Source organism: Comamonas halotolerans (genome assembly GCF_030162935.1).
GTDB lineage: Bacteria > Pseudomonadota > Gammaproteobacteria > Burkholderiales > Burkholderiaceae_C > Comamonas > Comamonas halotolerans.
Window position 1 is genome coordinate 23,978 of sequence record NZ_JASAUZ010000074.1, and the last position, 22,541, is coordinate 46,518.

A 22,541-nucleotide genomic window follows, 5' to 3' on the forward strand; every position below is an offset into this window, starting at 1 on the left:
GCTCTGAGCAAGCATGCTACCGGACGGCGTAGCATCTTCCCCAACCAAGCAGTGCTCGCGGGGGAAGCCGGTAGTGCAATACGCTACTAGTTCAGCAACTTCGCAACACGCTCCCACTGGGCCACTTGCCACAGCAGTTCAATCGATGTTTGTGCCTGATTTGCAGTGACGGCTCCCCCGTAAGCTGCCAGTCGCAAGGCCTTGTCCGTAATCTCCGCTCGCGACAGGGTGTTGCCCGGGTCTCCCTTGGGCTCGTCCACGCGCCCTTGCAGCGTGCGTCCGTCCACGGTCTGCACGGTGACCTTGCCAATCCAGCGCTGCGGATAGGCAGCATCCACTTCAGCGTCCAGCACCATCTGCACTTTCTCACGCACAGCCACAGTCTCCGGCGCTTGAAAGTGCGCGTCAAACTCGGTCAAACCCGCAAACCCAAAGCGTGCAGCCAGTGCCAGCACCGTTCCCATGGAAAACTTGCTCTGGTGCACCGTGCTGGGGCTCACAACGGGGCCCAGCACATCGATGGCACCCTGGTGCACATGGCAGGTGATATGCGCAATGTCTGCCACTTGCAGCTTGTTTTGCTGCATGACCTGCAGCAGTGCGTCTGCCGCAGGATGCGTGTGGCGGCAGGACGCGTGCCACTTGAAGCTGGTCTCTGCCGTGGCCCAGCGTGTGCCCAGACCGTCGGTGAGTTTGGCTGGGCTGGCATCCTGGCTCATGCCTGCCGCCAGGCCTTGCGGGCCGGTGAAGATGTCCTGCGCGCCGGTAAAGCCATCCTGGGCCAGATACGCAGCCATCAGACCTGCGCTGGCGGCGTGTGCGGTGTGCAGCTGCTTGCTGTCGGCAGCGGTGCGCAAAAATTCCCACAGACCTGCCGATTGCGTGCCCGCAGAACCCAGCGCATGCTGCATTTGCAAGGGCGTCAGGCCCAGCAAATTGCCCACAGCAGCGGCGGCAGCCAGCGTGCCCGCCGTGCCGGTGGTGTGGAAGATCTTGTAGTGGCTGCGGCCAAGAAACTCGCCCACGCGAATGCCCACCTCATAGCCTGCCACGCAGGCTGCCATGAGTTGCGCACCGCTGGCACCGATGCTTTGCGCCACCGCGACCGCAGGTGGGAACACCACGGCCGCAGGGTGAAACACCGAGCCGTTGTGCACATCGTCCTGCTCAGCCACGTGTGAGGCAGCCGCATTGGCCATGGCTGCCATCATGGGCGAGGTGGTGGCGCCTTGGGCAATCACTTCGCTGGCACCAGAGGCCGGCCCTTGCGACAGCGCAAAGCGGCAGATGCTTTGCACCGGGCGTGCACTTTGGCCTGCCAGTACAGAGCCAAACCAATCCACCCACAGGTCTTCGGTTTTGCGTTGTACCGCTTCGGGCACATCGGCCCAGCGCAACTGGGCTGCAAAGGTGGCCAGTGGGTGGATCTGCACTGCTGTTTCATGTTTCATAGGTGTTTCCTTGGCAGCTCAGCGGCTGCAAAGTCATGGGGCGCTTCACTTGGCTAGACAGAATTGGTCAGAACGAACGTGGCAGGCCCAGCAGGTGCTCGGCCACGTAGGAGAAGATCAGGTTGGTGGAGATGGGCGCCACCTGGTACAGACGCGTTTCGCGGAATTTGCGCTCCACGTCGTACTCGCAGGCAAAGCCAAAACCACCGTGAAACTGCAGGCAGGCATTGGCCGCTTCCCAGCTGGCCTTGGCCGCCAGGTACTTGGCCATATTGGCTTGCGCGCCCATGTGCTCGTGCTTGTCATACAGCTCACAGGCCTTCCAGCGCATCAGATTGGCGGCTTCCAGCTCGATAAAGGTCTCGGCAATCGGGAACTGCACGCCCTGGTTCTGCCCGATGGGGCGGCCAAACACGTTGCGATCCTTCACATACTTGGTCACGCGGTCCATGAACCAGTAGCCATCACCAATGCATTCGGCGGCAATCAGTGTGCGCTCTGCGTTCAGACCATCAAGGATGTACTTGAAGCCCTTGCCTTCCTGTCCGATCAGGTTCTCGGCAGGAATCTCCAGGTCTTCAAAGAACAGCTCGTTGGTCTCGTGGTTGACCATGTTCGGGATGGGGCGCACGGTCATGCCCTTTTTCTCGGCCTCGCGCAGGTCCACCATGAAGATCGACATGCCTTCGCTCTTCTTGGTCACTTCGGCCAGTGGCGTGGTGCGCGCCAGCAAGATCATGAAGTCCGAGTGCTGGATGCGGCTGATCCAGACCTTCTGGCCGTTGATGACGTATTTGTCGCCTTTCTTGACGGCGCTGGTCTTGATCTTGGTGGTGTCGGTGCCCGTGGTGGGCTCGGTCACGCCCATGGATTGCAGACGCCACTCGCCCGATGCAATCTTGGGCAGGTACTTTTGCTTTTGCTCGGCAGAGCCGTGGCGCAGCAGTGTGCCCATGTTGTACATCTGGCCGTGGCAGGCTCCGGAGTTGCCACCGCAGCGGTTGATCTCTTCCATGATGACCGAGGCTTCGGTCAGTCCCAGGCCTGAGCCTCCGTACTCCTGTGGAATCAGCGCCGCCATCCAGCCCGCTTCGGTCAGTGCGTTGACGAATTGCTCCGGATAGGTTCGCGCTTCGTCCACTTTGCGGAAGTATTCATCTGGAAAAGCAGCGCACAGGTCACGGATCGCATCGCGGATTTCGTGGTGGTTGTTGGATTGGGTCAGCTCAATCATGGGTTGTCTTGAATGGATGGAAGTGAACCTTGCGGTCAGATCGCAACTGGCAATGGCACAGAGAAGACTTGAACAACGCACTTGCCAAAGCACGAGGGATGTACACGCTTTGAAATGAGCACGAGTTACACCTCTTGAAGCCATGCTCAACTGATAACGGCAGTAGTGCCTGTACAAGCAGCGCAAATTACCGCCATGGTTACAACAGCCGGGCGACAAGACAATCCATGTTTTTGAAAGCACGTCTTTGACACTGCCTAAGTGCAGGTGAAAGCACGCTGTACAACAAGCCAAACTTTCACAGAGACGAAGTCCTCCCTAGCCATTGTCAAATAGTGCTCAGGGCAGTTTGTCGGCATGCTCAACAATCAGCACTCGCAACAACAACCGAAGGAAGACAAGCCATGACACAGAAAATGATGCAAGACAAAGTCGTAGTGGTCACCGGAGCCGGGGGTGGCATCGGCCGTGATATCGCTTTGGCAATGGCTGCCGCAGGCGCGAGAGTCGTGGTCAATGACATTGGCACTTCGACCACGGGTGAAGGCACGGACGCTGGCCCAGCACAAAAAGTGGTGGACGAGATCAAGGCTGCAGGCGGTCAGGCCGTTGCCAACACTGACAGTGTCTCGGAAGCCAGCAGCGCCAGCAGCATCGTGCAATGTGCTGTGGATACCTTCGGTCGCATTGATGGCATTGTGAACAATGCCGGCATCTTGCGTGACCGCTTCTTCCACAAGATGAGTCTGGACGAATGGGACGCCGTGCTGAAGGTGCACCTGTACGGCAGCTACTACATGAGCCGTGCTGCTGCCAACCACTTCAAGGAGCAGGAAAGCGGCGCCCTGGTGCACATGACCTCCACTTCGGGCCTGATCGGCAACCTGGGGCAGGCCAACTATTCAGCCGCCAAGCTGGGCTTGACCGCTCTGTCCAAGAGCATTGCACTGGACATGGCCAAATTCAATGTGCGTTCCAACTGTATTGCGCCGTTTGCGTGGAGTCGCATGATTGGCTCCATCCCGACGGACACTCCAGAACAACAAGCACGTGTGGCCAAGATTCAGCAAATGACGCCCAACAAGATCGCGCCCCTGGCTGTGTACCTGCTGTCAGATGCCGCGCATGACGTCAATGCCCAGATCTTTGCCGTGCGCAACAACGAAATTTTCTTGATGAGCCAGCCAAGGCCACTGCGCTCGGTACACCGCAGCGAAGGCTGGACCCCGGAGTTCATCGCTGAGCACGGCATGCCAGCGCTGAAGGCGTCGTTTGTCCCCATGGACCGCTCAGCCGATGTGTTCAGCTGGGACCCCATCTAAGCAAGCGGGGGGTATTCCATGGCGATTGATTACCACCATTTGAAGGGCCGCCATTTCGCACCGGTGCGCCAACAATACACGGCACGCGACAGCATGTTGTATGCGCTCAGCCTCGGGGTGGGCAACAACCCCCTAGACACAACCGCCCTGCCCTATGTCTATGAAGGCAGGGACGGAAACAGCTTGAAAACCGTGCCTTCCCAGGCTGTGGTGCTGGGTTACCCTGGTTTTTGGGCGCGTGAGCCTGACACCGGCATTGACTGGGTCAAGCTGTTGCACGGTGAGCAGCGCATGCGGCTGCACCAGCCGTTGCCCGCAGCCGCAGATGTGGTTGGCTACAACCAGATCACGCACCTGACGGACAAGGGAGATGGAAAAGGCGCCATCATGGTGACTGAACGCCGCCTGGAAACTGCCGACGGTCAACTGCTTGCCACGGTACAACAGGTCTCGTTCCTGCGCGGTGACGGTGGCTTCAGTGCCAACGGCGCACAACCATCAGATGCGCCACTTCCACCACTACAGGCTGTGCCAGAAGATCGTGCGCCCGACTTTGTCGACACCCAGTCCATTCGACCAGAAGCCGCACTGCTGTACCGCCTCTGTGGCGACTACAACCCTCTGCACGCAGACCCAGCCGTGGCACAAGCGGCCGGTTTCGAGCGCCCGATCCTGCATGGTCTGGCCAGCTACGGACTTGTCACCCTTGCACTGCTGCGCCAGTGTGCAGGTGGTGATGCGGCACGTTTTCGTGCGCTGGACATTCGTTTCACCTCTCCGGTATTTCCTGGTGAAACACTGGTCACAGAAATCTGGCATACGTCCGGCAATCCGAATCTGTATCAGCTCCGCGCGAGGGTACTGGAGCGCGACAAGATTGTGCTCAGCCATGGTCTCGCCGAACTGGCATAGCCCACGGTCACAACCAACCTTTAGAGCCGCTAACCCCCCCCAGCAAACCGAAGGCTTGCGATTGAGACGAGGCGCGAAGCCACAGGCAGTACTGGCGTACGACAAGGCGAAGCAACGACGTATCAATGGTTGTGTTAGCGGGTCTTAACAGAACCAGCCTGGCAGGTCGCGCATCAATGAATGCGTGCACTGCGCCACCTTGCCAAGGCAACCGCAGGCAGCACAGACACTGCCATTTTTTTTCATTTTGAGAAATTCGGGAGCCCTATGAGCCAAGCCCCTGTGTTGACCCATATTGAAAACGGTGTGGGCACCATCACGCTCAACCGCCCGCAAGCACGCAATTCTCTGAGCCTGGAGATGCGTGATGGCTTGTCCAAAGCCGTGTTCCAGATGCGAGATGACGAGCAAGTACATGCGGTGATCATTACCGGCGCTGGCGGTGCGTTTTGCTCAGGTGGCGACCTGCGCCTGATGATGGAAAGCACACTGGATAGCGTGGGCTACCGGGAGCGCATGCGCAAGCTGCACCAATGGTTCTCTGTGCTGGTGAATATGGAGAAACCCGTCATTGCAGCCGTTGACGGCGCCGCCTTTGGTGCGGGGTTAAGCCTTGCTCTGGCCGCAGATTTTGTGATTGCCACCCAAAGTGCCAAATTCTGCGCAGTGTTTGCGCGGATTGGCCTGATTCCCGATCTGGGTGCAATGCAGTTGCTGCCACGTATCGTGGGCTTGCAAAAAGCCAAAGAGCTGGTGTTTACAGCACGAACCGTGGCAGCCGATGAGGCCAAGCAATTAGGTATGGTCTACGACATTGTGGAAGATGCTGCCGCTTTGCAAACTGCCGCACAGACATTGGCCTCACGTTTCGGGGAGGCCTCCACGGCTGCCATCGGCATGGCCAAGAACATCATGAATCAGTCCTTCGAGCTCAATGCGCAAACCGCTGCCGAGCTGGAAGCTTATGCACAAGTGACCTGCCGCAACTCCGCCTACCACCAGGATGCCCTCCAGCGCTTTCAAGCCAAGCAACCGCTGCGTTTTGACTGGGATCGGCAGACATGAGCAACAGCGCGATTGCAAATCGCTTGCAAGCGCTGCTGCGTCCCAACGACACCATCTGGTGGGGACAGGCAACCGCCGAGCCACTGACACTCAGCCGGGCACTGGTGGAGCATCGCCATCAACTTGGGCAAGGTGGCCGTCTACAAGTTTTTGTAGGGCTGGGCCTTTCAAACACCTTGCTTCCTGAGCATGCAGATGTGCTGGATTTTTTGGGCTATGCAGCCAGTGGGCCGCACCGCGCACTGGCCCAAGCGGGCGTGCTGGACATCATCCCCTCACACTACTCGCTGTTGCCCGTGCTGATTGCGCAAGGCCGCATTCCAGCAGATGTGGTGTTTGTGCAAGTATCGCCGCCTGATGCGCAAGGTCGCTATAGCCTGGGACAGGTGCGCGAATACATACCCGCAGCAATGGAGCGCGCCCGTGTCATCGTTGGCGAAGTGCATCCCGATGTTCCCTGGACCTTTGGGGGACCATATCTGAAAGCCAGCGATTTTGCTTTGCTAGTCGATTCCGAATGCGCCTTGCCTGGCATGGTGCGCTCAGAGCCCGGCGTGACAGAAAAATCTATTGCCTCGCATATTGCAGCCCTGATCGAAGATGGCAGCTGCATTCAGTTGGGCATAGGCAATCTCCCCGAAGCGGTGACTGCCGCGCTGCGCCACCATAAAGACCTGGGGCTGCACAGTGGTGCCATTGGCGACGGCATTGCGGATTTGGCCGATGCAGGCGCGCTCAACAATGCTCGCAAGAACATCAATGTCGGCATGGGGACAGCAGGCGTGCTGATGGGTGGAGAGCGCCTGCGGCGCTGGGCCCATCAAAACCAGCAATTGCAGATGTGCGATACGGGCTATACACACGCCCCCGAGATACTGTCAGGCCTGAACAAGTTTGTTGCCATCAACTCCGCCATCGAGGTTGACCTGACCGGCCAAATCAATGCGGAAGTCGCGGGTGGTATCTATATGGGAGCCGTGGGCGGAGCCATGGATTTTCTGCGCGGAGCAGCACGCAGCAAGGGTGGACTGCCGATTGTGGCCCTGCCCTCCACGGCCAAAGCCCACAGCCGCATCGTGGCGCAGCTGGCAGGCCCGGTCAGCACCCCGCGTGCAGATGCAGGTCTGATCGTGACCGAATACGGTGTGGCGGACTTGCGTGGCCAGCCTCTGTCCAAAAGGGTTCGCCGCATGATTGATATTGCGGCTCCCGAACACCGTGAATCTCTCGATCAGCAAGCCCACAACTTGCTGCGCCAATGCGGCGCGGCCTTTCATGCCCGCTGAGTTTTTTGACATCTGAATTACAAACAACAGGAGTTTCCCATGCGCCGAGCCGCTATTGTTTCACCGCTTCGCACCCCCGTTGGCACATTCGGAGGCAGTTTGCGCCCCGTCTCCGTTGAAGAACTGGCAGCAACCACAGTACGAGCTGTTGTAGAAAAAAGCGGCATTGATCCTGCTCGCATTGATGACGTGGTGATTGCCCAGTCTTATGCCAACAGTGAAACACCCTGTGTAGGGCGCTGGGCTGCATTGCAAGCCGGTCTGCCCGTGGAAGTGCCTGGCATGCAATTGGACCGCCGTTGTGGCGGAGGGCTGCAAGCCATTGCCACAGCGGCCATGATGGTGCAAAGCGGAGCTGCTGACGTGGTGATCGCAGGTGGCGTGGAAAGCATGAGCAACATCGAATACTACAGCCCTGACATGCGCTGGGGTGCTCGCTCAGGCAATGTACGCATGTATGACCGTTTGGAGCGTGGACGTGAGCGTTCGCAACCTGTGGAACGCTTTGGCAAGATCTCCGGCATGATTGAAACTGCCGAAAACCTGGCCCGCGACTACAACATCAGCCGTGATGAGGCCGATGCATTTGCTGTGCGCAGCCATCAGAGGGCTGCTGATGCCTGGGAAGCTGGCCGCTTCAATGCCGAAATCGTGCCTGTTTCAGTTCCGCAGCGCAAAGGAGACCCACTGCTGTTTAGCCGAGATGAAGGTTTTCGAGCAGGCACAAGCATGGAGAGCCTGGGCAAACTCCGCGTACTCATGCCGGGCGGTACGGTCACCGCTGGGAATGCCAGCCAGCAAAACGATGCTTCTGCTGCCTGCCTGATTGTGGCGGAAGACAAACTGGCAGAGCTGGGGCTGACGCCCATGGCGGCCATGGTGGGCTGGGCTGCAGCAGGGTGTGAGCCTTCGCACATGGGAATTGGTCCGGTCCCAGCCGTGAAAAAACTGCTGGCTCGCCTGAACCTGAGCCTCAACGACATGGATCTGGTGGAACTCAATGAGGCCTTCGCATGCCAGGTTCTGGCTGTTCTCAAGGGGTGGGAATGGAGCGACAGGGATGCCATTGAGCACAAACTGAACGTAAACGGCTCAGGCATTTCACTGGGTCACCCCATTGGTGCCACCGGTGTCCGCATATTGGCCACATTGCTGCACGAGCTTGAGCGCCGCAAGGGACGCTATGGGCTGGAAACCATGTGCATTGGTGGCGGCCAGGGCATTGCCGCCGTATTTGAACGCTACTAAGAGCCGCTGACACTACCCAGCAAACCTAAGGTTTACGATTGAGACGAGGCGCGAAGCCGCAGGCAGTACTGTTGTACGACAAGGCGAAGCAACGACGTATCAATGGCTGTGTTAGCGGGTCTAAAGCGAGAAGATTGCTCACCTCTGCCTAGGCCTGACGCAAGCCTGTATGCCGCTGACCTGTCGAGAGTCAGTGGCTTTTGTTGCGCACATGCAGTGCAGCTCAAGGGTTATCACCCACTAACTTCGCACAAAGCCAGGGTTCTCAAAAAGCAGATTCCAACCGAACTCGTGTCACAGCACCATTGTTTCTCGCATTGAAAAAAACGTTCTTGTGTTCGCACTTCCATGCCACGCAAGACATCAACTCAAGGAGACAAGCGATGGCTTCCACTCACACACGCCGAAAGCTTTTGTTGACCGCCGTGGCTCTTGCCGCCGCAGCCACGGCCCATGCACAAATATCCAATAACGCACCGGTACGCCTGATGGTGGGCTACTCGGCCGGTGGACCTGTCGATCAGGGCGCTCGGCTCTTTGCTCAAGCCCTGTCCAAAGAATTGGGTGTTCCTGTGACCGTGGAAAACAAAACCGGCGCCAACGCCACGCTGGCCGGCTCCGAAGTTGTCCGTGCCAAACCTGACGGAAAAACGCTGTGGTATGCGGCAAGCCCCACCATCACCATCAGCCCCAATGTGATGAAGCAGATGCAGTTTGACCCCGCCAAAGATCTGACCGCTTTGGCTCCGGTACTGAGCTACTACAACGTGCTGGTGGTCAACAACAATCAACCCTACCGCAACGTCAAAGAACTGGTGGAGTACGCCAAGGCTCACCCCGGTCAACTCAGCTACGGCTCTGCAGGTATTGGTAGTTCCAACCACCTGGGCGCGCTCCTGTTTGCCACCCGTAGCGGTATTGAAATGAATCACGTACCTTACAAGGGCAACGCCCCGGCGATGACTGATGTCATTGGCGGACAGATCCACATGATGAAGGACATCATCAGCACGGCCAGCACCTATATCCATAGTGACAAGGTTCGCGCCATTGCAGTGACATCTCCCAAGCGCAATGCTTCTTTGCCGAATGTGCCAACTTTTGCTGAATCGGGTGTTCAGGGCCTTGAAGGTTTTGACGTAGGAGGCTGGTACGGTATCTACGGGCCCAAGGGGATGTCGCCTGAGCTGGTGACAAGCTTGAACAAATCCATCAACGCAGCACTGAATCAGCCAGAGCTGAAGAAACGCTATGCCGAACTGGGGTATGACGAGTGGATTGGCACTCCCGAGGTCCTGAGCGATCGGGCTGCCAAGGAACGCACCATGTGGGCAACGGTCACCAAGGGCATCGAGGTCAACTAACATGACTGCGCGCATCCATCATCTGCTTGAACAAAGCCTTGAGCATGAAGGCAATGCCCCTTTCATTCTCCTGCCTGATCGCAGCTTGAGCTTCGCTGACATTGACCGCATGAGCACTCAGGTGGAAACTGAGTTGCGTGCACTGGATGTACGTGCCGGTGATCGCGTCATGGTTGTTGCTGAAAACTGCCCTGAACATGCAGCGCTGATCTTTGCCTGCAGCCGCATCGGAGCATGGTCTTGTGGAGTCAATGCGCGTATGGCGCCTGCAGAGATTGATGCTTTCGCGCAGCGCGCCGATGCGCGCGTGGTGTATTTCACCGCCAATGCATCACAAAGTGCCCGCGACCATGCGATGCGCTTTCATGCCACACCAAGCTGCCTTGAAGGACTGGCCCACAGTGCTGTGCGTGTCGAAAGCCAGGCTGAAACTGGCCCGCTTCAAACCGAAGTTGCGGGGCTCATCTTCACTTCAGGCACCACTGGACAGCCCAAAGGGGTGATGCTGAGCCACGACGCCCTGTGCCACTTTGCCGAGCAATCGGCAGCATCACGTGCGCTCTCGCCTGCCGACCGATGCTACGCCTTTGTGCCCATGACGCACATCTTTGGTCTGGCCACCGTCATGCTTACCGCATTGCACGCACGCGCACAGTTGGTCATGCGCACCCATTTTGATCCGGCAGACCTGCTGGATGCTCTCGAAAACCACGGTGTTTCGCAGTTGCAAGGCCCTCCGGCTCTCTATTCCCGATTGCTGGGTTATCTGCAAACCCAAGGGCTCACACACATCTCAGCGCCCTCTTTGCGCTTTGTATACACGGGCGCAGGCCCACTGGATTTGTCACTCAAACAGCGTGTTGAGGCACTTTTTGGTCAGGCACTGCATCATGGCTACGGCTTGTCTGAATACGCAGGCTCTGTGCATATCACGCGCATGAATGAATGGCGCAAAGACACCAGTGCTGGTTATGCCGTAGCGCAAGCCGAGGTACAGGTCACAGATCCCGGAACCGGCCAGCCCATGCCATTCGGAGAGCGAGGCGAACTGTGGGTGCGAGGACGCGGCTTGATGCCCGGATATTTTCGTGACCCGCAGGCCACTGCTGCGGTCATGCGCCCCGGAGGCTGGTACGCCAGCGGAGACATCGGAGAAATGGCTTCCGATGGTGCGCTGTGGGTGGTAGGACGCCTCAAGGAAATGATCATACGCTCAGGTTTCAATGTCTATCCCGCAGAAGTCGAGACAGCGCTCAATGCCCATGCCAGCATCGAACGCTCCGCCGTGCTGGGACGCAAAGTCGCGGATGGCAATGAGCAAGTCATTGCTTACATAGAGCTGCGCCCCGGCTGCCAGGTGGATCTGCAGGACTTGCACGCCCACCTGCGTGAGCGTTTGGCGCCCTACAAGCTGCCCTCTCACATCGAAACCGTTGCCTCCCTGCCCACCAGCCCTAACGGCAAGATTCTCAAGCGCATGCTCCAAGAGCAAGTTGAAACGCTTTCCACCTGAACCAGGAGTCATCACCATGGCAACCGCTTCTACGCTTGCACGCCGCTACCTTCTGGCTGCAACCTGCCTCGTCCCATTGAGTCTGCTCGCTCATGCGCAAACTCCCGCATGGCCGAGCAAACCCGTGAAGTTCATTGTTCCCTTCCCTGCTGGCGGACCAGTGGACACCACAGCCCGCATTGCCGCACACAAGCTGGGTGAAGTCTGGGGGCAGCCCACCATTATCGACAACCGCGCAGGTGCCGGTGGCGTGGTCGGTGCCACCGCAGCAGCCAAAGAAGCACCGGATGGCTACAACTTTTTTGTGGGCTCCATCCATCACTCCGTCAATCCCTGGCTGCTTGACAAACTCAATTACGACATCGAAAAAGACTTCGTGCCCGTCAGTTTCGCAGCCATGTTTCCGGTGTTCCTGGTCGCACACCCTTCAGTACCCGCCAACAATGTCAAAGAGCTGATTGCCTTGTCCAAAAAGGGCACCGGACTGAGCTACGGATCCTCGGGGAATGGAGGCGGCACCCATCTTGCCGGCGAGCTATTCAATATGGAAGCGGGTACTCAGCTCCAGCACGTTCCCTACAAAGGCAGTGCGCCAGCCATGACGGATTTGCTCGGGGGCCAGATTCAACTGATGTTTGCCGATGCGCCATCCGCACTACAGCACATCAAAACCGGACGCGTGAAGGTGCTGGGTGTTGCCAGCAAAAAGCCATCGGCCATGTTGCCCGATGTGCCAACCATCGCTGAATCGGGCGGTCTACCCAATTACGAGGCGTATTCATGGGCAGCCTTGTTTGCCCCCGCCAAAACACCAGAGGCCGTGCTGAAAAAACTCAATGCCGACTTCAACCAGGCCCTCAACGATCCCAGCGTCAAGAAGCGCTTGATTGAAGCTGGTGCCGAAGGAGACCCAGGCACTTCGGAAGAAATGCGCCAGCGGCTGCACAACGAACTACAGAAATGGAAGCGCGTGATTGAAACTGCAGGCATCAAGCCAGGTTGAGGCATAGACTGGCTGTGCCAGACTGTGCCCGCACAGCGAACAACGCTCCTTCCCTATCTATTTCGTCGTCTCCTCGACGTTCTTGGCAGCCGCAGGCTGCCTTTTTTTGCATATCTCAGCCCCTCAATCTTGACGTTTGACAGCAGCGGCACAGCTCCTGCGCGCTGCGCCGCTGGATGCGAACTCAATCTTCGCTGATCAGCTTGATATCGCAATAGGCCTGCAAGCCTTCGATCCCGCACTCAGAGCCCCATCCACTTTCTTTCACCCCGCCAAAAGGCGCCTCGGGCATGGATACCGTCAAACTGTTGATGCCCAGCATGCCGGTCTCCAGACCCCGAGCCAGTTGCATGCGGGTTGCACTGTCTTGCGTGAACGCATAGCTGGCCAAGCCATAAGGCAGACGGTTGGCACGTGCGATCGCCTCTTCCACGGAGTCCACGGGGTTGATCAGTGCCAAAGGGCCAAAAGGCTCTTCGTTCATCAGGCGCGCATCTTCTGGCACCCCGGTCAGCACCGTGGGTTGCCAGAAAAAACCGGGGCCTTTCATCTCCTGCCCACCGCATTCCACTTTAGCGCCACGTTGCACCGCATCGGCGATCAAGCTGCGCATGGCTTCAATACGCCTTGGATTGGCCATGGGGCCCATGCCACATGCGGCATCCAGTCCATTTCCCGGAACAATTTGCCGCACACGTTCCACAAACGCCGCGACAAAAGCGTCGTACTGGCTGCGGTGCACATAAAACCGGGTGGGCGCAATGCAAATCTGCCCGGCATTGCGGTACTTGCCCGCAACCAGCATATCGGCCGCTTGCTGCACATGGGCATCGGCACACACGATCACAGGAGCATGCCCACCCAGTTCCATAGTGGCACGTTTGAGGGTTTTGGCCGCCTGCTGCGCCAGCAATTTCCCCACAGCGCTGGAGCCTGTGAAGGAGAACTTGGCAATCAGCGGATGATCCAACAAATACGCCGACACCTGCGATGGCACGCCAAATACGGCCTGCAGCACACCAGCAGGCAAGCCGCTGTCCTGCAATGCACGCACCAGCGCAAGACCGCAGCCAGGTGTTTCTTCGGCCAGCTTCAGCACCAGCGTGCAACCCGCGGCCAATGCCCCGGCAATCTTGCGAGCGGGCGTGATGACAGGAAAGTTCCACGGCGTAAAAGCTGCACACACCCCTACAGGCTCATGCAGCACGGTGATGCGCTGTGTCAACGTGCGCCCAGGCACGACACGGCCGTAATTGCGACGACCTTCCTCGGCATACCAGTCAAATGTGTCGGCCGCGGCCAGCAACTCCAGCCGCGCCTCTCGCAGCGGCTTGCCTTGCTCCATCGTCATGGTCTGCGCAATCGCCTCCACGCGTTCACGCAGCAAATCGGCTGCCGCACGCAAAATGCGCGCACGCTCTTGCGGGGCCATCGCGCGCCAGCCTGCAAACGCTGCTTTGGCCCCCTGCACGGCAGCTTCCAGGTCTTGCTGCGTGGCATGGGGCAGCAGCGCCAGCACTTCACCCGTGGCAGGGTTGAGAACTTCTTCAGTCACACGCCCTTCGGCGCCCAGCCATTGGCCATCAATCAGCAGCTGTGGCGAGGGATAAGACGTTGCCCCGATATTCATCACCTTGTTCATACTTCCCCCATGCGAATAATTTGGCGGATAGCCTCGCCGCGCGCCAAACGGTCAAAACCCTCATTGATTTCATCGAGCGTGAGATAACCTGTCACCAACTGCTCCACTGGCAAACGCCCTGCCTCATACAAGGAGATGTAGCGCGGAACATCTCGCCGCGGAATACAGCTGCCCATATAGCTGCCTTTGAGCGTGCGCTCTTCGGCCACCATCTGCGCCGAGGTGAAGCTGAAGATTTGATCGCTGATACGTGGCAGACCAACGGTCACGGTCGTACCTCCTTTGCGCGTGACTTGGTAAGCCAGCTCCAGCCCGGCGACAGCACCCACCATTTCCAATGCGTGGTGCACGCCTCCCTGGGTGATGCTACGAATCTGCGCCACTGCATCCGCATCTTTGGCATTCACCGTGTGCGTGGCCCCCATGCGTTTGGCAATGGCCAACTTGTCATCGGCAATATCCACCGCAATCACTTGTGTGGCACCCGCCGCCAACGCCCCCAAAATGCCCGAAAGTCCCACGCCACCCATGCCCACCACGGCCACACTCTGCCCTGGCTGGACACCGCACGCGTTAACCACCGTTCCCACCCCAGTCATCACGGCGCAACCAAAGAGTGCTGCGATGTCCAGTGGAATGCGCTTGTCGATCTTCTGCACAGCTTGCCGCGCCACCACCGTGTGCTCGGCAAACGCAGCAAGACCGACAAAGTGGTTGATGGGCTGACCGTTCTCCGACAAACGCCGCTCGCCATTGAGCAAGGTCCCTGCCACATTGGCAGCACCCGCAGGCTCACACTGCACAGGTCGGCCTTCTGCGCATGGCAGGCAATGTCCACAGCTGGGCACAAACAGCAGTACCACATGGTCACCAACCTCCAGGTCCATGACCCCTTCGCCTACTTGCTCCACAATGCCTGCGGCCTCATGCCCCAGCACAATCGGTGTGGCGCGAGGGCGGTCGCCGTTGATGATGGAAAGGTCAGAGTGGCAGATGCCTGCGGCCATCACCTTGATCAGCACCTCATCACGCTGTGGAGCTTGCAAATCCACCTCCACCACATCCAGCGGACGCGACTGCGCAAATGGCATGGATGCGCCTGCCTGGCGCAATACGGCTGCACGTGTTTTCATGGATCCTCCTTGTATTTATTTCTTCACCAACGCGCATGTACTCTCGGACAGCGGTTTGAATGCCTTCTCGCCAGGAATGGTGCTCAAAATCTTGTAGTAGTCCCAAGTACCTTTGGACTCAGCAGGCGTCTTCACCTGCGCCAGATACATGTCATGCACCATGCGCCCGTCTTCACGGATATGGCCACCCTGGGCAAACATGTCGTCCAGCTTCATGCTCTTGAGCTGCTTGGCAACTGTTAGCCCCTCATCGGTTTTAGTGGATTCAATAGCTTTCAGATACTGGGTTACCGCCGAATACGCGCCTGCGTGAATCATTGAAGGCATGACATTCATGCGCGCTTTGAAACGCTCTGCCCAAGCTCTTGTTTCTGGGGTCCGATCCCAGTAGAACGCTGTGGCAAACACCATGCCTTGCGCCAGTTTCAGGCCCAGAGAGTGCACATCACTGATAAACATGATTTGCGGCACCAAGGTTTGCTTGGGCATGAGGCCGAACTGGCTCGCAGACTTGATGGCATTCACTGTGTCGTTGCCGGCACTTACCAAGGTCACTACGGGTGATTTAGAGCCTTGGGCCTGCAAGATGAAAGAGGAGAAGTCATTCGCACCCAAAGGGTAGAACGTCTTGCCCGTGATCTTGCCTCCACCTTTTTCCACCATATGGGTGATGGTGTTGGTCGCTGTCTTGCCGAAAGCGTAATCCACGGCCAGAACATACCAATCCTTCTTGCCCTGAGACATCAGCCCATGTACTGCACCGCTTGCGAAGGCATAAGTATCGTAGGTGTAGTGAATGGCAGTAGGAATGCAATGCTCATTGGTCAACACATCGGAAGCCGCCGCTGTATTCAGGATCAGCTTGTTGCGCTCTTTGGCCAGGTTGTAGACTGCAATCGATACAGCCGTATTGTTCAAATCCACCAGCGCATCAACACCTTCGCGGTCAAACCAGGTACGTGCGCGGGTAGCACCGATATCGGCCTTGTTCTGGTGGTCAGCAAAAACCACCTCCACCTTTTTCCCCAGCACGCTGCCACCAAAGTCCTCCACCGCCATCTTCGCGGCCTCCACCGAGCCTTTGCCCGCCGTATCGGCATACAGGCCCGACATATCCGTCAACACCCCGATACGGACCACGTCATCTGAAATGCTCTGGGCCTGAGCCAACGTGGTGGCACTCAACACCGCCATACATGCAGCGACGGCTGTGCTACGCTGAAGAAAATTGCTGGGCATTCATGTCTCCTGTGAATTTGTGGAACATCCAAACCAGCATGCCCGAGGAAGCATGACGCTCCTTGAGGCTTTTCCCGGGTATGTCAGCAGACTTCGCGCCAAGGTCTATTTGTGCTGCGCTCGCTCATTCATAGCTATATCTCGCGCTGTGGCACTACGCAGCGTTGCTTGACGATATCTTCAGGCGAAGAAGTCTTTCAGATTGGCAAAGCACTGCTTTCACACATTCCAAGCCCTTCGCTGTACAACGCGAGAACAAGGGCAAACACACCCTTTCAGATTGCCAAATTGCTGCGACAGGCACTTGAAGGCATCCTGTTTCTAGCAGCGCCATCGTCAATCAAACGATGGCATTTACCCAACTGTCTTTTGGCGCTTCGCGTCTTCTTCTATGCAACTGAGCGCACAGAACCATTACCAGGCCGAACTGGATGCTGGCCGATTTGGCATTCAGCAGTGCACAGCATGCCAGCACCACGTATTCACCCCGCGCGAACTGTGCCCGCACTGCGGCAATAGCCCTCTGAAATGGGTGCGCAGCGCTGGTACCGGCACCGTCTACTCGCACACGACCATTGCGCGCAAAGCCGACGCAGGTGGTAACTACAACGTTGCGCTGGTCGACCTTGATGAAGGGGTACGCATGATGGGCCGCGTCGATGGCATGCCTCCAGAACAAGTGCAAATTGGCATGCGCGTGAAAGCACAAGTGATTCAACACAACGGCAAAGGCCTCGTGGTTTTTCTGCCTGAACAGAGCGCATGAGGAGATCTGCCATGTCACAAGCTTTCCAAATACCCCAGTCTTCTCTCAATGCTGCTGAAGTGAACCGTGTTCTGCGTGGCAAAGTCGCCATTGCAGGCGCAGCAACGTATGGCTGCGGTGAATCACCGGGTCTGGACGACATGACGCTGCTGGTGCGTGCGGCGCACGCAGCAGTGGCCGATGCCGGTCTGAGCATGCAGGATATTGATGGCATTGCCACTTGCAGTGTCACAGCCAGCATGTGGGCAATGCCTGTGATTGAGCATCTCGGCATCAACCCCAGCTACATCGACGGAACCATGCTGGGCGGCAGCAGCTTCATCGCACACCTGCTTCCGGCCATCCGTGCGCTTGAAGCAGGCCAGTGCAAGCATGTGCTGATCTGCTATGGCAGCGCACAACGCACCAGCAGCCATGGCCGCAAAGAGATTGTTGCCGCCCGGCGCATCATGGATCCACAGCCCTACGAGCATCCCTATGATCCGCTGCTACCGCCGTCCGCCTATGCCATGGCCGCACAGTGTCATATGCATGAGTTTGGCACCACCAGAGAGCAGATGGCGGAAGTGGCCGTGGCTGCCCGCGCCTGGGCACAAATGAATCCGGAAGCCTTCATGCGTGATCCGCTGACCATTGAAGATGTGCTCAGCGCCCGCATGGTTTCATCCCCCTTTGGCGTGCGTGACTGCTGTCTGGTGACCGATGGCGCCGGTGCCATTGTTCTCAGTCGCGCTGACCGTGCGAAAGACCTGGCTCAGCCCCCGGTCTACATCCTGGGCAACGCCACCGCGTGCTGGAACCGCCAGATTTCCTGCATGCCCGATCTCACTGTCACCGCGGCCTCCCAGTCTGGCAAGCAGGCATTTGACATGGCGGGCCTGAAACCTGCCGATATGGACATGGCCCAGCTCTACGATGCGTTCACCATCAACACCATTTTGTTCCTGGAAGATCTGGGCTTTTGCGCCAAGGGAGAAGGTGGTGCTTTTGTCCAGGGTGGCGGCATCGCTCCAGGCGGGCGGCTGGCCGTCAACACCAACGGCGGGGGGCTGTCTTGCGTGCATCCGGGCATGTATGGCGTATTTCTGCTCATTGAGGCCGTGCGGCAGCTTCGAGGACAAGCTGGCCAGCGCCAACTGAGCAAACACAACACTGCCGTCGTGCATGGCAACGGCGGCACGCTCTCCAGCCAGGCCACCGCCATCTTGGGCACAGCAGATGCCCTGTGATATCCACCACTCAAAAAGAACAAGGAAGACACCATGATTCGTGATCCTGAAACCCTTGAAGCCCTGCTTGACAGCATTCGCCGCTTTGTCCGTGATCGCCTGGTTCCGGCTGAAAATGAAGTAGCCGAAACCGATGAAATCCCTCCGACCATCGTGCAGGAAATGCGAGATCTGGGGCTGTTTGGTCTGACCATTCCAGAAAAATTCGGCGGCCTGGAGCTGACCATGGAGGAAGAAGTGGCCGTGCTGCTGGAGCTATGCCAGACATCGCCAGCGTTCCGCTCCATCATCGGCACCACGGTGGGCATTGGCTCGCAAGGGATTTTGATGGACGGCACCGCCGAGCAGCAAGCGCAATGGCTGCCTAAACTGGCCACTGGCGCAACCATTGCCTCATTTGCACTGACCGAGCCCGAAGCTGGCTCTGATGCTGCCTCCATCCGCACCACTGCCATCAAGGATGGCGATTTCTACATAGTCAACGGCACCAAGCGCTTTATTACCAACGCGCCGCACGCCGGCATCTTCACCTTGATGGCGCGCACCAGCCCAGACGTCAAGGGTGCAGCAGGTGTGTCGTCATTTATCGTCGATGCCAAATCGCCTGGAATCAGCTTTGGCAAGTACGACAAGAAGATGGGCCAGCGCGGCGCTCACACCTGTGATGTGATCTTTGACAACGTCAAGGTGCCAGCAGCCAACCTGATCGGACTGCAAGAAGGCAAAGGCTTTGTGACGGCCATGAAGGTACTGGAAAAAGGCCGTATACATATTGCAGCCGTGGCCGTCGGAGTTGCCAAACGCATCCTGCGCGACGCACTTGCATACGCACTCGATCGCAAGCAGTTTGGGCAACCCATCTGCGATTTCCAGCTGGTACAGGCCATGCTGGCCGACAGCCAGGCCGAGCTGTATGCCGCCGAGTGCATGACCGTGGACGCTGCGCGCCGGCGCGATGCTGGTGAAAACGTCTCCACGCACGCATCCTCCGCCAAAATGTTTGCCACCGAAATGTGTGGCCGAGTGGCAGACCGGGCTGTGCAGATTCTGGGCGGATCGGGCTATATGTCTGAGTACGGTATCGAACGCTTTTACCGCGATGTTCGCCTTTTCCGCTTGTATGAAGGCACCACCCAGATCCAGCAGTTGATCATTGCCAAAAACATGATCCGTGAAGCCCGTGCCAACGCATGATGAATGACAACACTTCTTTAGCAGCAGTGCAGGCAGCGGTGAATCAGGCAACGAGTGACCGCAATGCATTCATGCGCCTCATTGGCGCCACCCAAATTCCTGCCCCCGAAGGGAAGGTACGCATACATCTTCCCCATCTGCGTGACGAACTGCTCAACCAACTACCTGCAGCACATGGCGGCGTGCTAATGACGCTGTTCGACGCTGTAATGTCTCGGGCTGCAGGCGAGCTTGCTGGTGCGCCATCACAAACAGCCGTGACCGTAGAGATGAGCAGCCGCTTCCACCGTCCAGGCAAAGGCGCTTTGCTGGCCGAGGGCTGGGTGGTGCATGCCAGCCGCAGCCTGTGCAGCTGTGCCGGGCAAATCACTGACGAAAAAGGCAGTTTGCTTGCTTCTGCCACCGGCACATTCAAGTACTGGCTGGCGCCCACCACATTGGATACACCATCGAACACCAATTAGGGCATGAGCATGTGCCTCTCAGCGATATGTCTGATGTTTGGATGGACAAGCATCTGATGCAAGAAATGGCTGCGTGAAAAGCGAATTCAGTCAGCCATTCTTATTGATCATTCACGCTTTGTGAAATGGTTTGCCCTGCGCATCCGCCACCAGCATATCCACCAGCTCACGCGCAAAACTTGGCAATCCCTCCAGGCTACGCATGCAAATTTGCATATCGCGCAACGACCAGGCATCCGACAGCGGCACGATCGCAATGTCCATAGACTCTGCATGCCGACTCGCAGCAGACTCGGGCAATACGCCCACCCCCACGCCCGACTCAATCATGCGACACGCAGTCTCAAAATTGCTGACCTGAATGCGCTGCTTGATGGGACGGTGCAGCAAGTCGGAGGCTTGACGCAAGAAAGCATGGATGGCGCTGGACTCATGCAGACCCACATAGTCCAGGTCCAGCGTGTCAGCAAATGCCAGTTGCGTTTCACCACTCAGTGGGTGACCTTTGGGCACAACCAGTACCAAGCGGTCTCTGCGGTACGGCAAAGTTTCCAGATTTTCGGTACGCACCAGCCCTGCCACAATGCCAATATCCGTCTGCCCGTCCATGACGGCACGCACGATATCGTGCGAAAGACGCTCACGCAAATCCACATTCACATCAGGATTGGCACCCAAGAATGCACGCAACACAGGTGGCAGGAATTCACTCAGCGACGTGGTGTTGGCGTACACCCGCAAATGCCCCTTGATGCCGCGCACATACTCTTGCATGTCTCCGCGCAGATGCTCAATCTGACCCAGCACCGTACGTGCATGCATGACAAAAGCCTGCCCAGGTGGTGTCAGGGTCACACCCAGGCTGGTGCGATAGAGCAGCTTGGTGCCAATGCTGTCCTCCAGATTTTTGATGCGGGTACTGGCAGCAGGCAGAGAAATGAACGACAGTTCAGCGCCTCGGGTCATGCTGTTGGCCTCCGCGATATTGCTCATCAAACGCAGGTCAACAAGGTCAAAGTGCATAGTCATGGAGATCATTCTAGAAAGACTTGGAAGCACTGAATGTCCCGTATTTGCGCGCCTTGGGTAAACCCGCATTTCACAAATCCGAAGCCAGCTGGCCATCACTTTATCTACGATGGACAAAGTCTCTTGGCATCTTTGGTTCTTCGAATGACAGCATCCAATCACCCTACTGCTCCAACCTCTGCCCGTCGCGGCGCACTCAGTCACCTGCGTGTTCTTGACCTCTCTCGCGTGCTTGCTGGTCCATGGTGTACACAGAATCTGGCCGACATGGGCGCGGACGTCATAAAGATTGAAAAACCGGGCGAAGGCGATGACACGCGACACTGGGGCCCTCCATTTTTCGCTGATGCTGCAGGGGCCCCCTCCGAACACGCTTGCTACTTTGCTGCCTGCAACCGCAACAAACGCTCTGTCACAGTCGATATGGCCACCCCAGAAGGTCAGAACATCATTCGCGAACTGGCCAAAGACAGCGACATCGTCGTGGAAAATTTCAAGACCGGCGGTCTCAAGCGCTATGGACTGGACTATGAAAGTCTGAGTGCCATCAACCCGCGCCTGATTTACTGCTCGGTCACCGGATTTGGTCAAACCGGGCCTTACGCACAACGCGCAGGTTATGACTTGCTTATCCAGGCCATGAGCGGACTTATGAGCATCACGGGCCGTGCTGACAATGAACCCGGTGGCGGCCCCATGCGGGTGGGTGTCGCCGTGATCGACCTGTTCACAGGCATGTACGCAACCAGCGCTATCTTGGGCGCACTGGAAGCGCGCCACAGCACTGGACGCGGCCAACATATCGACATGGCCCTGCTGGATGTGGCCATGGCCATTTTGGCCAACCAGGGGGCAGGTTTCCACAATACCGGTAATATTCCTAGCCGCCAGGGCAACACCCACCCTAGCGTTGTGCCCTACCAAGACTTTCCCACCGCCGATGGCAATGTGCTGCTGGCTATCGGCAACGATGGACAGTTCGCCCGTTTTTGCGAAGCCGCTGGAGTGAACTGGCACAAAGATGCCAAATTCACGACCAATGCTGCGCGCGTGATCAATCGCGTGGAAATGGTCGAGATCATGTCAGCACTGACGCGCTCGCGCTCCACGTCAGACTGGATCAGTCTGCTTGAATCGCGTGCCGTGCCCTGCGGGCCAATCAATAACATTGCCCAGGCTTTTTCCGATGCCCATGTACAGGCACGCGGCCTGCGTGTGCAGCAAGACCGCTACCCCGACGGCAAACTTCCGCAGGGAGAAAGCATCAACACCATCTACAGCACTGCCAGTCCGCTGCGCCTGTCTGATACCCCGACTTCATTGCGCTACGCTCCCCCAGCGCTAGGTCAGCATACGCAAGAAGTGCTGCAAACGCAGTTGTGCCTGGATGAGCGGCAGATTGACTCGCTACGTGCCAAAGGCGTTATTTAATGGTATTTACCCGGTC

19 protein-coding genes are annotated in these 22,541 nt (G+C 57.8%); 13 read left to right on the forward strand and 6 right to left on the reverse strand.

What is annotated here, in order from left to right; all coding sequences use genetic code 11:
* Window positions 1-86 precede the first annotated feature (86 nt).
* Window positions 87-1,451 (reverse strand): MmgE/PrpD family protein, encoded by a 1,365-nt coding sequence (locus QEP11_RS18470; RefSeq protein ID WP_284338112.1) that lies wholly within the window; start codon window positions 1,449-1,451, stop codon window positions 87-89.
* Between the two features lie 67 nt (window positions 1,452-1,518).
* Window positions 1,519-2,685 carry an acyl-CoA dehydrogenase family protein gene (locus tag QEP11_RS18475; protein WP_284338113.1) on the reverse strand — a complete coding sequence of 389 codons (1,167 nt, stop codon included), beginning with the start codon at window positions 2,683-2,685 and terminating at the stop codon, window positions 1,519-1,521.
* 404 nt (window positions 2,686-3,089) lie between these two features.
* Here QEP11_RS18475 and QEP11_RS18480 point away from each other — a divergent pair, with 404 nt between their 5' ends.
* The 8 genes from QEP11_RS18480 (at window position 3,090) to QEP11_RS18515 (ending at window position 12,398) form a co-directional block, all read left to right on the forward strand.
* Entirely contained in the window at window positions 3,090-4,007 is a 918-nt protein-coding gene (locus QEP11_RS18480) for an SDR family NAD(P)-dependent oxidoreductase (protein WP_284338114.1), read from the forward strand.
* Between the two features lie 18 nt (window positions 4,008-4,025).
* Complete coding sequence (locus tag QEP11_RS18485) at window positions 4,026-4,919, forward strand: MaoC/PaaZ C-terminal domain-containing protein (RefSeq protein ID WP_284338115.1); 894 nt, start codon at window positions 4,026-4,028, stop codon at window positions 4,917-4,919.
* Between the two features lie 267 nt (window positions 4,920-5,186).
* Entirely contained in the window at window positions 5,187-5,984 is a 798-nt protein-coding gene (locus QEP11_RS18490) for an enoyl-CoA hydratase/isomerase family protein (RefSeq protein WP_284338116.1), read from the forward strand.
* Window positions 5,981-7,270: an acetyl-CoA hydrolase/transferase family protein gene (locus tag QEP11_RS18495; protein WP_284338117.1), complete on the forward strand. Its 1,290-nt coding sequence runs from the start codon at window positions 5,981-5,983 to the stop codon at window positions 7,268-7,270. The genes QEP11_RS18490 and QEP11_RS18495 overlap by 4 nt, the downstream gene beginning before the upstream one ends.
* Before the next feature lie 39 nt (window positions 7,271-7,309).
* Complete coding sequence (locus QEP11_RS18500) at window positions 7,310-8,518, forward strand: acetyl-CoA C-acetyltransferase (protein ID WP_284338118.1); 1,209 nt, start codon at window positions 7,310-7,312, stop codon at window positions 8,516-8,518.
* 383 nt (window positions 8,519-8,901) lie between these two features.
* Window positions 8,902-9,882 carry a Bug family tripartite tricarboxylate transporter substrate binding protein gene (locus QEP11_RS18505; protein WP_284338119.1) on the forward strand — a complete coding sequence of 327 codons (981 nt, stop codon included), beginning with the start codon at window positions 8,902-8,904 and terminating at the stop codon, window positions 9,880-9,882.
* 1 nt (window position 9,883) lies between these two features.
* A complete protein-coding gene (locus tag QEP11_RS18510; protein WP_284338120.1) occupies window positions 9,884-11,395 on the forward strand; it encodes a class I adenylate-forming enzyme family protein in 1,512 nt (503 codons plus the stop codon).
* Window positions 11,396-11,411: 16 nt separating this feature from the next.
* A complete protein-coding gene (locus tag QEP11_RS18515; protein WP_284338121.1) occupies window positions 11,412-12,398 on the forward strand; it encodes a Bug family tripartite tricarboxylate transporter substrate binding protein in 987 nt (328 codons plus the stop codon).
* Window positions 12,399-12,582: 184 nt separating this feature from the next.
* Here the strand turns inward: QEP11_RS18515 and QEP11_RS18520 are convergent, their stop codons facing one another.
* From QEP11_RS18520 to QEP11_RS18530, 3 genes are read right to left on the reverse strand one after another with little or no spacing between them, the layout of a single operon-like run.
* Window positions 12,583-14,040 carry an NAD-dependent succinate-semialdehyde dehydrogenase gene (locus QEP11_RS18520; RefSeq protein ID WP_284338122.1) on the reverse strand — a complete coding sequence of 486 codons (1,458 nt, stop codon included), beginning with the start codon at window positions 14,038-14,040 and terminating at the stop codon, window positions 12,583-12,585.
* A complete protein-coding gene (locus QEP11_RS18525; RefSeq protein ID WP_284338123.1) occupies window positions 14,037-15,173 on the reverse strand; it encodes a zinc-dependent alcohol dehydrogenase family protein in 1,137 nt (378 codons plus the stop codon). The genes QEP11_RS18520 and QEP11_RS18525 overlap by 4 nt, the downstream gene beginning before the upstream one ends.
* Window positions 15,174-15,188: 15 nt before the next feature.
* Window positions 15,189-16,412: an ABC transporter substrate-binding protein gene (locus QEP11_RS18530; protein WP_284338124.1), complete on the reverse strand. Its 1,224-nt coding sequence runs from the start codon at window positions 16,410-16,412 to the stop codon at window positions 15,189-15,191.
* A 391-nt stretch (window positions 16,413-16,803) separates the two neighbouring features.
* Between QEP11_RS18530 and QEP11_RS18535 the strand changes: the two genes are divergently transcribed.
* Genes QEP11_RS18535 through QEP11_RS18550 form a run of 4 tightly spaced genes read left to right on the forward strand, consistent with a single transcriptional unit; the run spans window position 16,804 to window position 20,065 of the window.
* Complete coding sequence (locus QEP11_RS18535) at window positions 16,804-17,178, forward strand: Zn-ribbon domain-containing OB-fold protein (RefSeq protein WP_284338125.1); 375 nt, start codon at window positions 16,804-16,806, stop codon at window positions 17,176-17,178.
* Window positions 17,179-17,189: 11 nt separating this feature from the next.
* The gene (locus tag QEP11_RS18540; protein ID WP_284338126.1) at window positions 17,190-18,407 is read left to right on the forward strand and encodes a thiolase; all 1,218 of its coding nucleotides are present in this window, start codon (window positions 17,190-17,192) and stop codon (window positions 18,405-18,407) included.
* A gap of 33 nt (window positions 18,408-18,440) precedes the next feature.
* On the forward strand, window positions 18,441-19,601 hold the full coding sequence (locus QEP11_RS18545; protein WP_284338127.1) for an acyl-CoA dehydrogenase family protein: 1,161 nt from the start codon (window positions 18,441-18,443) through the stop codon (window positions 19,599-19,601).
* Complete coding sequence (locus tag QEP11_RS18550; protein WP_284338128.1) at window positions 19,598-20,065, forward strand: PaaI family thioesterase; 468 nt, start codon at window positions 19,598-19,600, stop codon at window positions 20,063-20,065. The genes QEP11_RS18545 and QEP11_RS18550 overlap by 4 nt, the downstream gene beginning before the upstream one ends.
* A gap of 111 nt (window positions 20,066-20,176) precedes the next feature.
* Here the strand turns inward: QEP11_RS18550 and QEP11_RS18555 are convergent, their stop codons facing one another.
* On the reverse strand, window positions 20,177-21,094 hold the full coding sequence (locus QEP11_RS18555; protein WP_284338129.1) for a LysR family transcriptional regulator: 918 nt from the start codon (window positions 21,092-21,094) through the stop codon (window positions 20,177-20,179).
* 144 nt (window positions 21,095-21,238) lie between these two features.
* Between QEP11_RS18555 and QEP11_RS18560 the strand changes: the two genes are divergently transcribed.
* The gene (locus tag QEP11_RS18560; RefSeq protein WP_284338130.1) at window positions 21,239-22,525 is read left to right on the forward strand and encodes a CaiB/BaiF CoA transferase family protein; all 1,287 of its coding nucleotides are present in this window, start codon (window positions 21,239-21,241) and stop codon (window positions 22,523-22,525) included.
* The last annotated feature ends 16 nt before the right edge of the window (window positions 22,526-22,541 follow it).

Coding starts and splice junctions, on each gene's coding strand:
- QEP11_RS18470 (WP_284338112.1), bottom strand. CDS start 1,451: ATGAAACATGAAACAGCAGTGCAGATCCACCCACTGGCCACCTTTGCA.
- QEP11_RS18475 (WP_284338113.1), bottom strand. CDS start 2,685: ATGATTGAGCTGACCCAATCCAACAACCACCACGAAATCCGCGATGCG.
- QEP11_RS18480 (WP_284338114.1), top strand. CDS start 3,090: ATGACACAGAAAATGATGCAAGACAAAGTCGTAGTGGTCACCGGAGCC.
- QEP11_RS18485 (WP_284338115.1), top strand. CDS start 4,026: ATGGCGATTGATTACCACCATTTGAAGGGCCGCCATTTCGCACCGGTG.
- QEP11_RS18490 (WP_284338116.1), top strand. CDS start 5,187: ATGAGCCAAGCCCCTGTGTTGACCCATATTGAAAACGGTGTGGGCACC.
- QEP11_RS18495 (WP_284338117.1), top strand. CDS start 5,981: ATGAGCAACAGCGCGATTGCAAATCGCTTGCAAGCGCTGCTGCGTCCC.
- QEP11_RS18500 (WP_284338118.1), top strand. CDS start 7,310: ATGCGCCGAGCCGCTATTGTTTCACCGCTTCGCACCCCCGTTGGCACA.
- QEP11_RS18505 (WP_284338119.1), top strand. CDS start 8,902: ATGGCTTCCACTCACACACGCCGAAAGCTTTTGTTGACCGCCGTGGCT.
- QEP11_RS18510 (WP_284338120.1), top strand. CDS start 9,884: ATGACTGCGCGCATCCATCATCTGCTTGAACAAAGCCTTGAGCATGAA.
- QEP11_RS18515 (WP_284338121.1), top strand. CDS start 11,412: ATGGCAACCGCTTCTACGCTTGCACGCCGCTACCTTCTGGCTGCAACC.
- QEP11_RS18520 (WP_284338122.1), bottom strand. CDS start 14,040: ATGAACAAGGTGATGAATATCGGGGCAACGTCTTATCCCTCGCCACAG.
- QEP11_RS18525 (WP_284338123.1), bottom strand. CDS start 15,173: ATGAAAACACGTGCAGCCGTATTGCGCCAGGCAGGCGCATCCATGCCA.
- QEP11_RS18530 (WP_284338124.1), bottom strand. CDS start 16,412: ATGCCCAGCAATTTTCTTCAGCGTAGCACAGCCGTCGCTGCATGTATG.
- QEP11_RS18535 (WP_284338125.1), top strand. CDS start 16,804: ATGCAACTGAGCGCACAGAACCATTACCAGGCCGAACTGGATGCTGGC.
- QEP11_RS18540 (WP_284338126.1), top strand. CDS start 17,190: ATGTCACAAGCTTTCCAAATACCCCAGTCTTCTCTCAATGCTGCTGAA.
- QEP11_RS18545 (WP_284338127.1), top strand. CDS start 18,441: ATGATTCGTGATCCTGAAACCCTTGAAGCCCTGCTTGACAGCATTCGC.
- QEP11_RS18550 (WP_284338128.1), top strand. CDS start 19,598: ATGATGAATGACAACACTTCTTTAGCAGCAGTGCAGGCAGCGGTGAAT.
- QEP11_RS18555 (WP_284338129.1), bottom strand. CDS start 21,094: ATGACTATGCACTTTGACCTTGTTGACCTGCGTTTGATGAGCAATATC.
- QEP11_RS18560 (WP_284338130.1), top strand. CDS start 21,239: ATGACAGCATCCAATCACCCTACTGCTCCAACCTCTGCCCGTCGCGGC.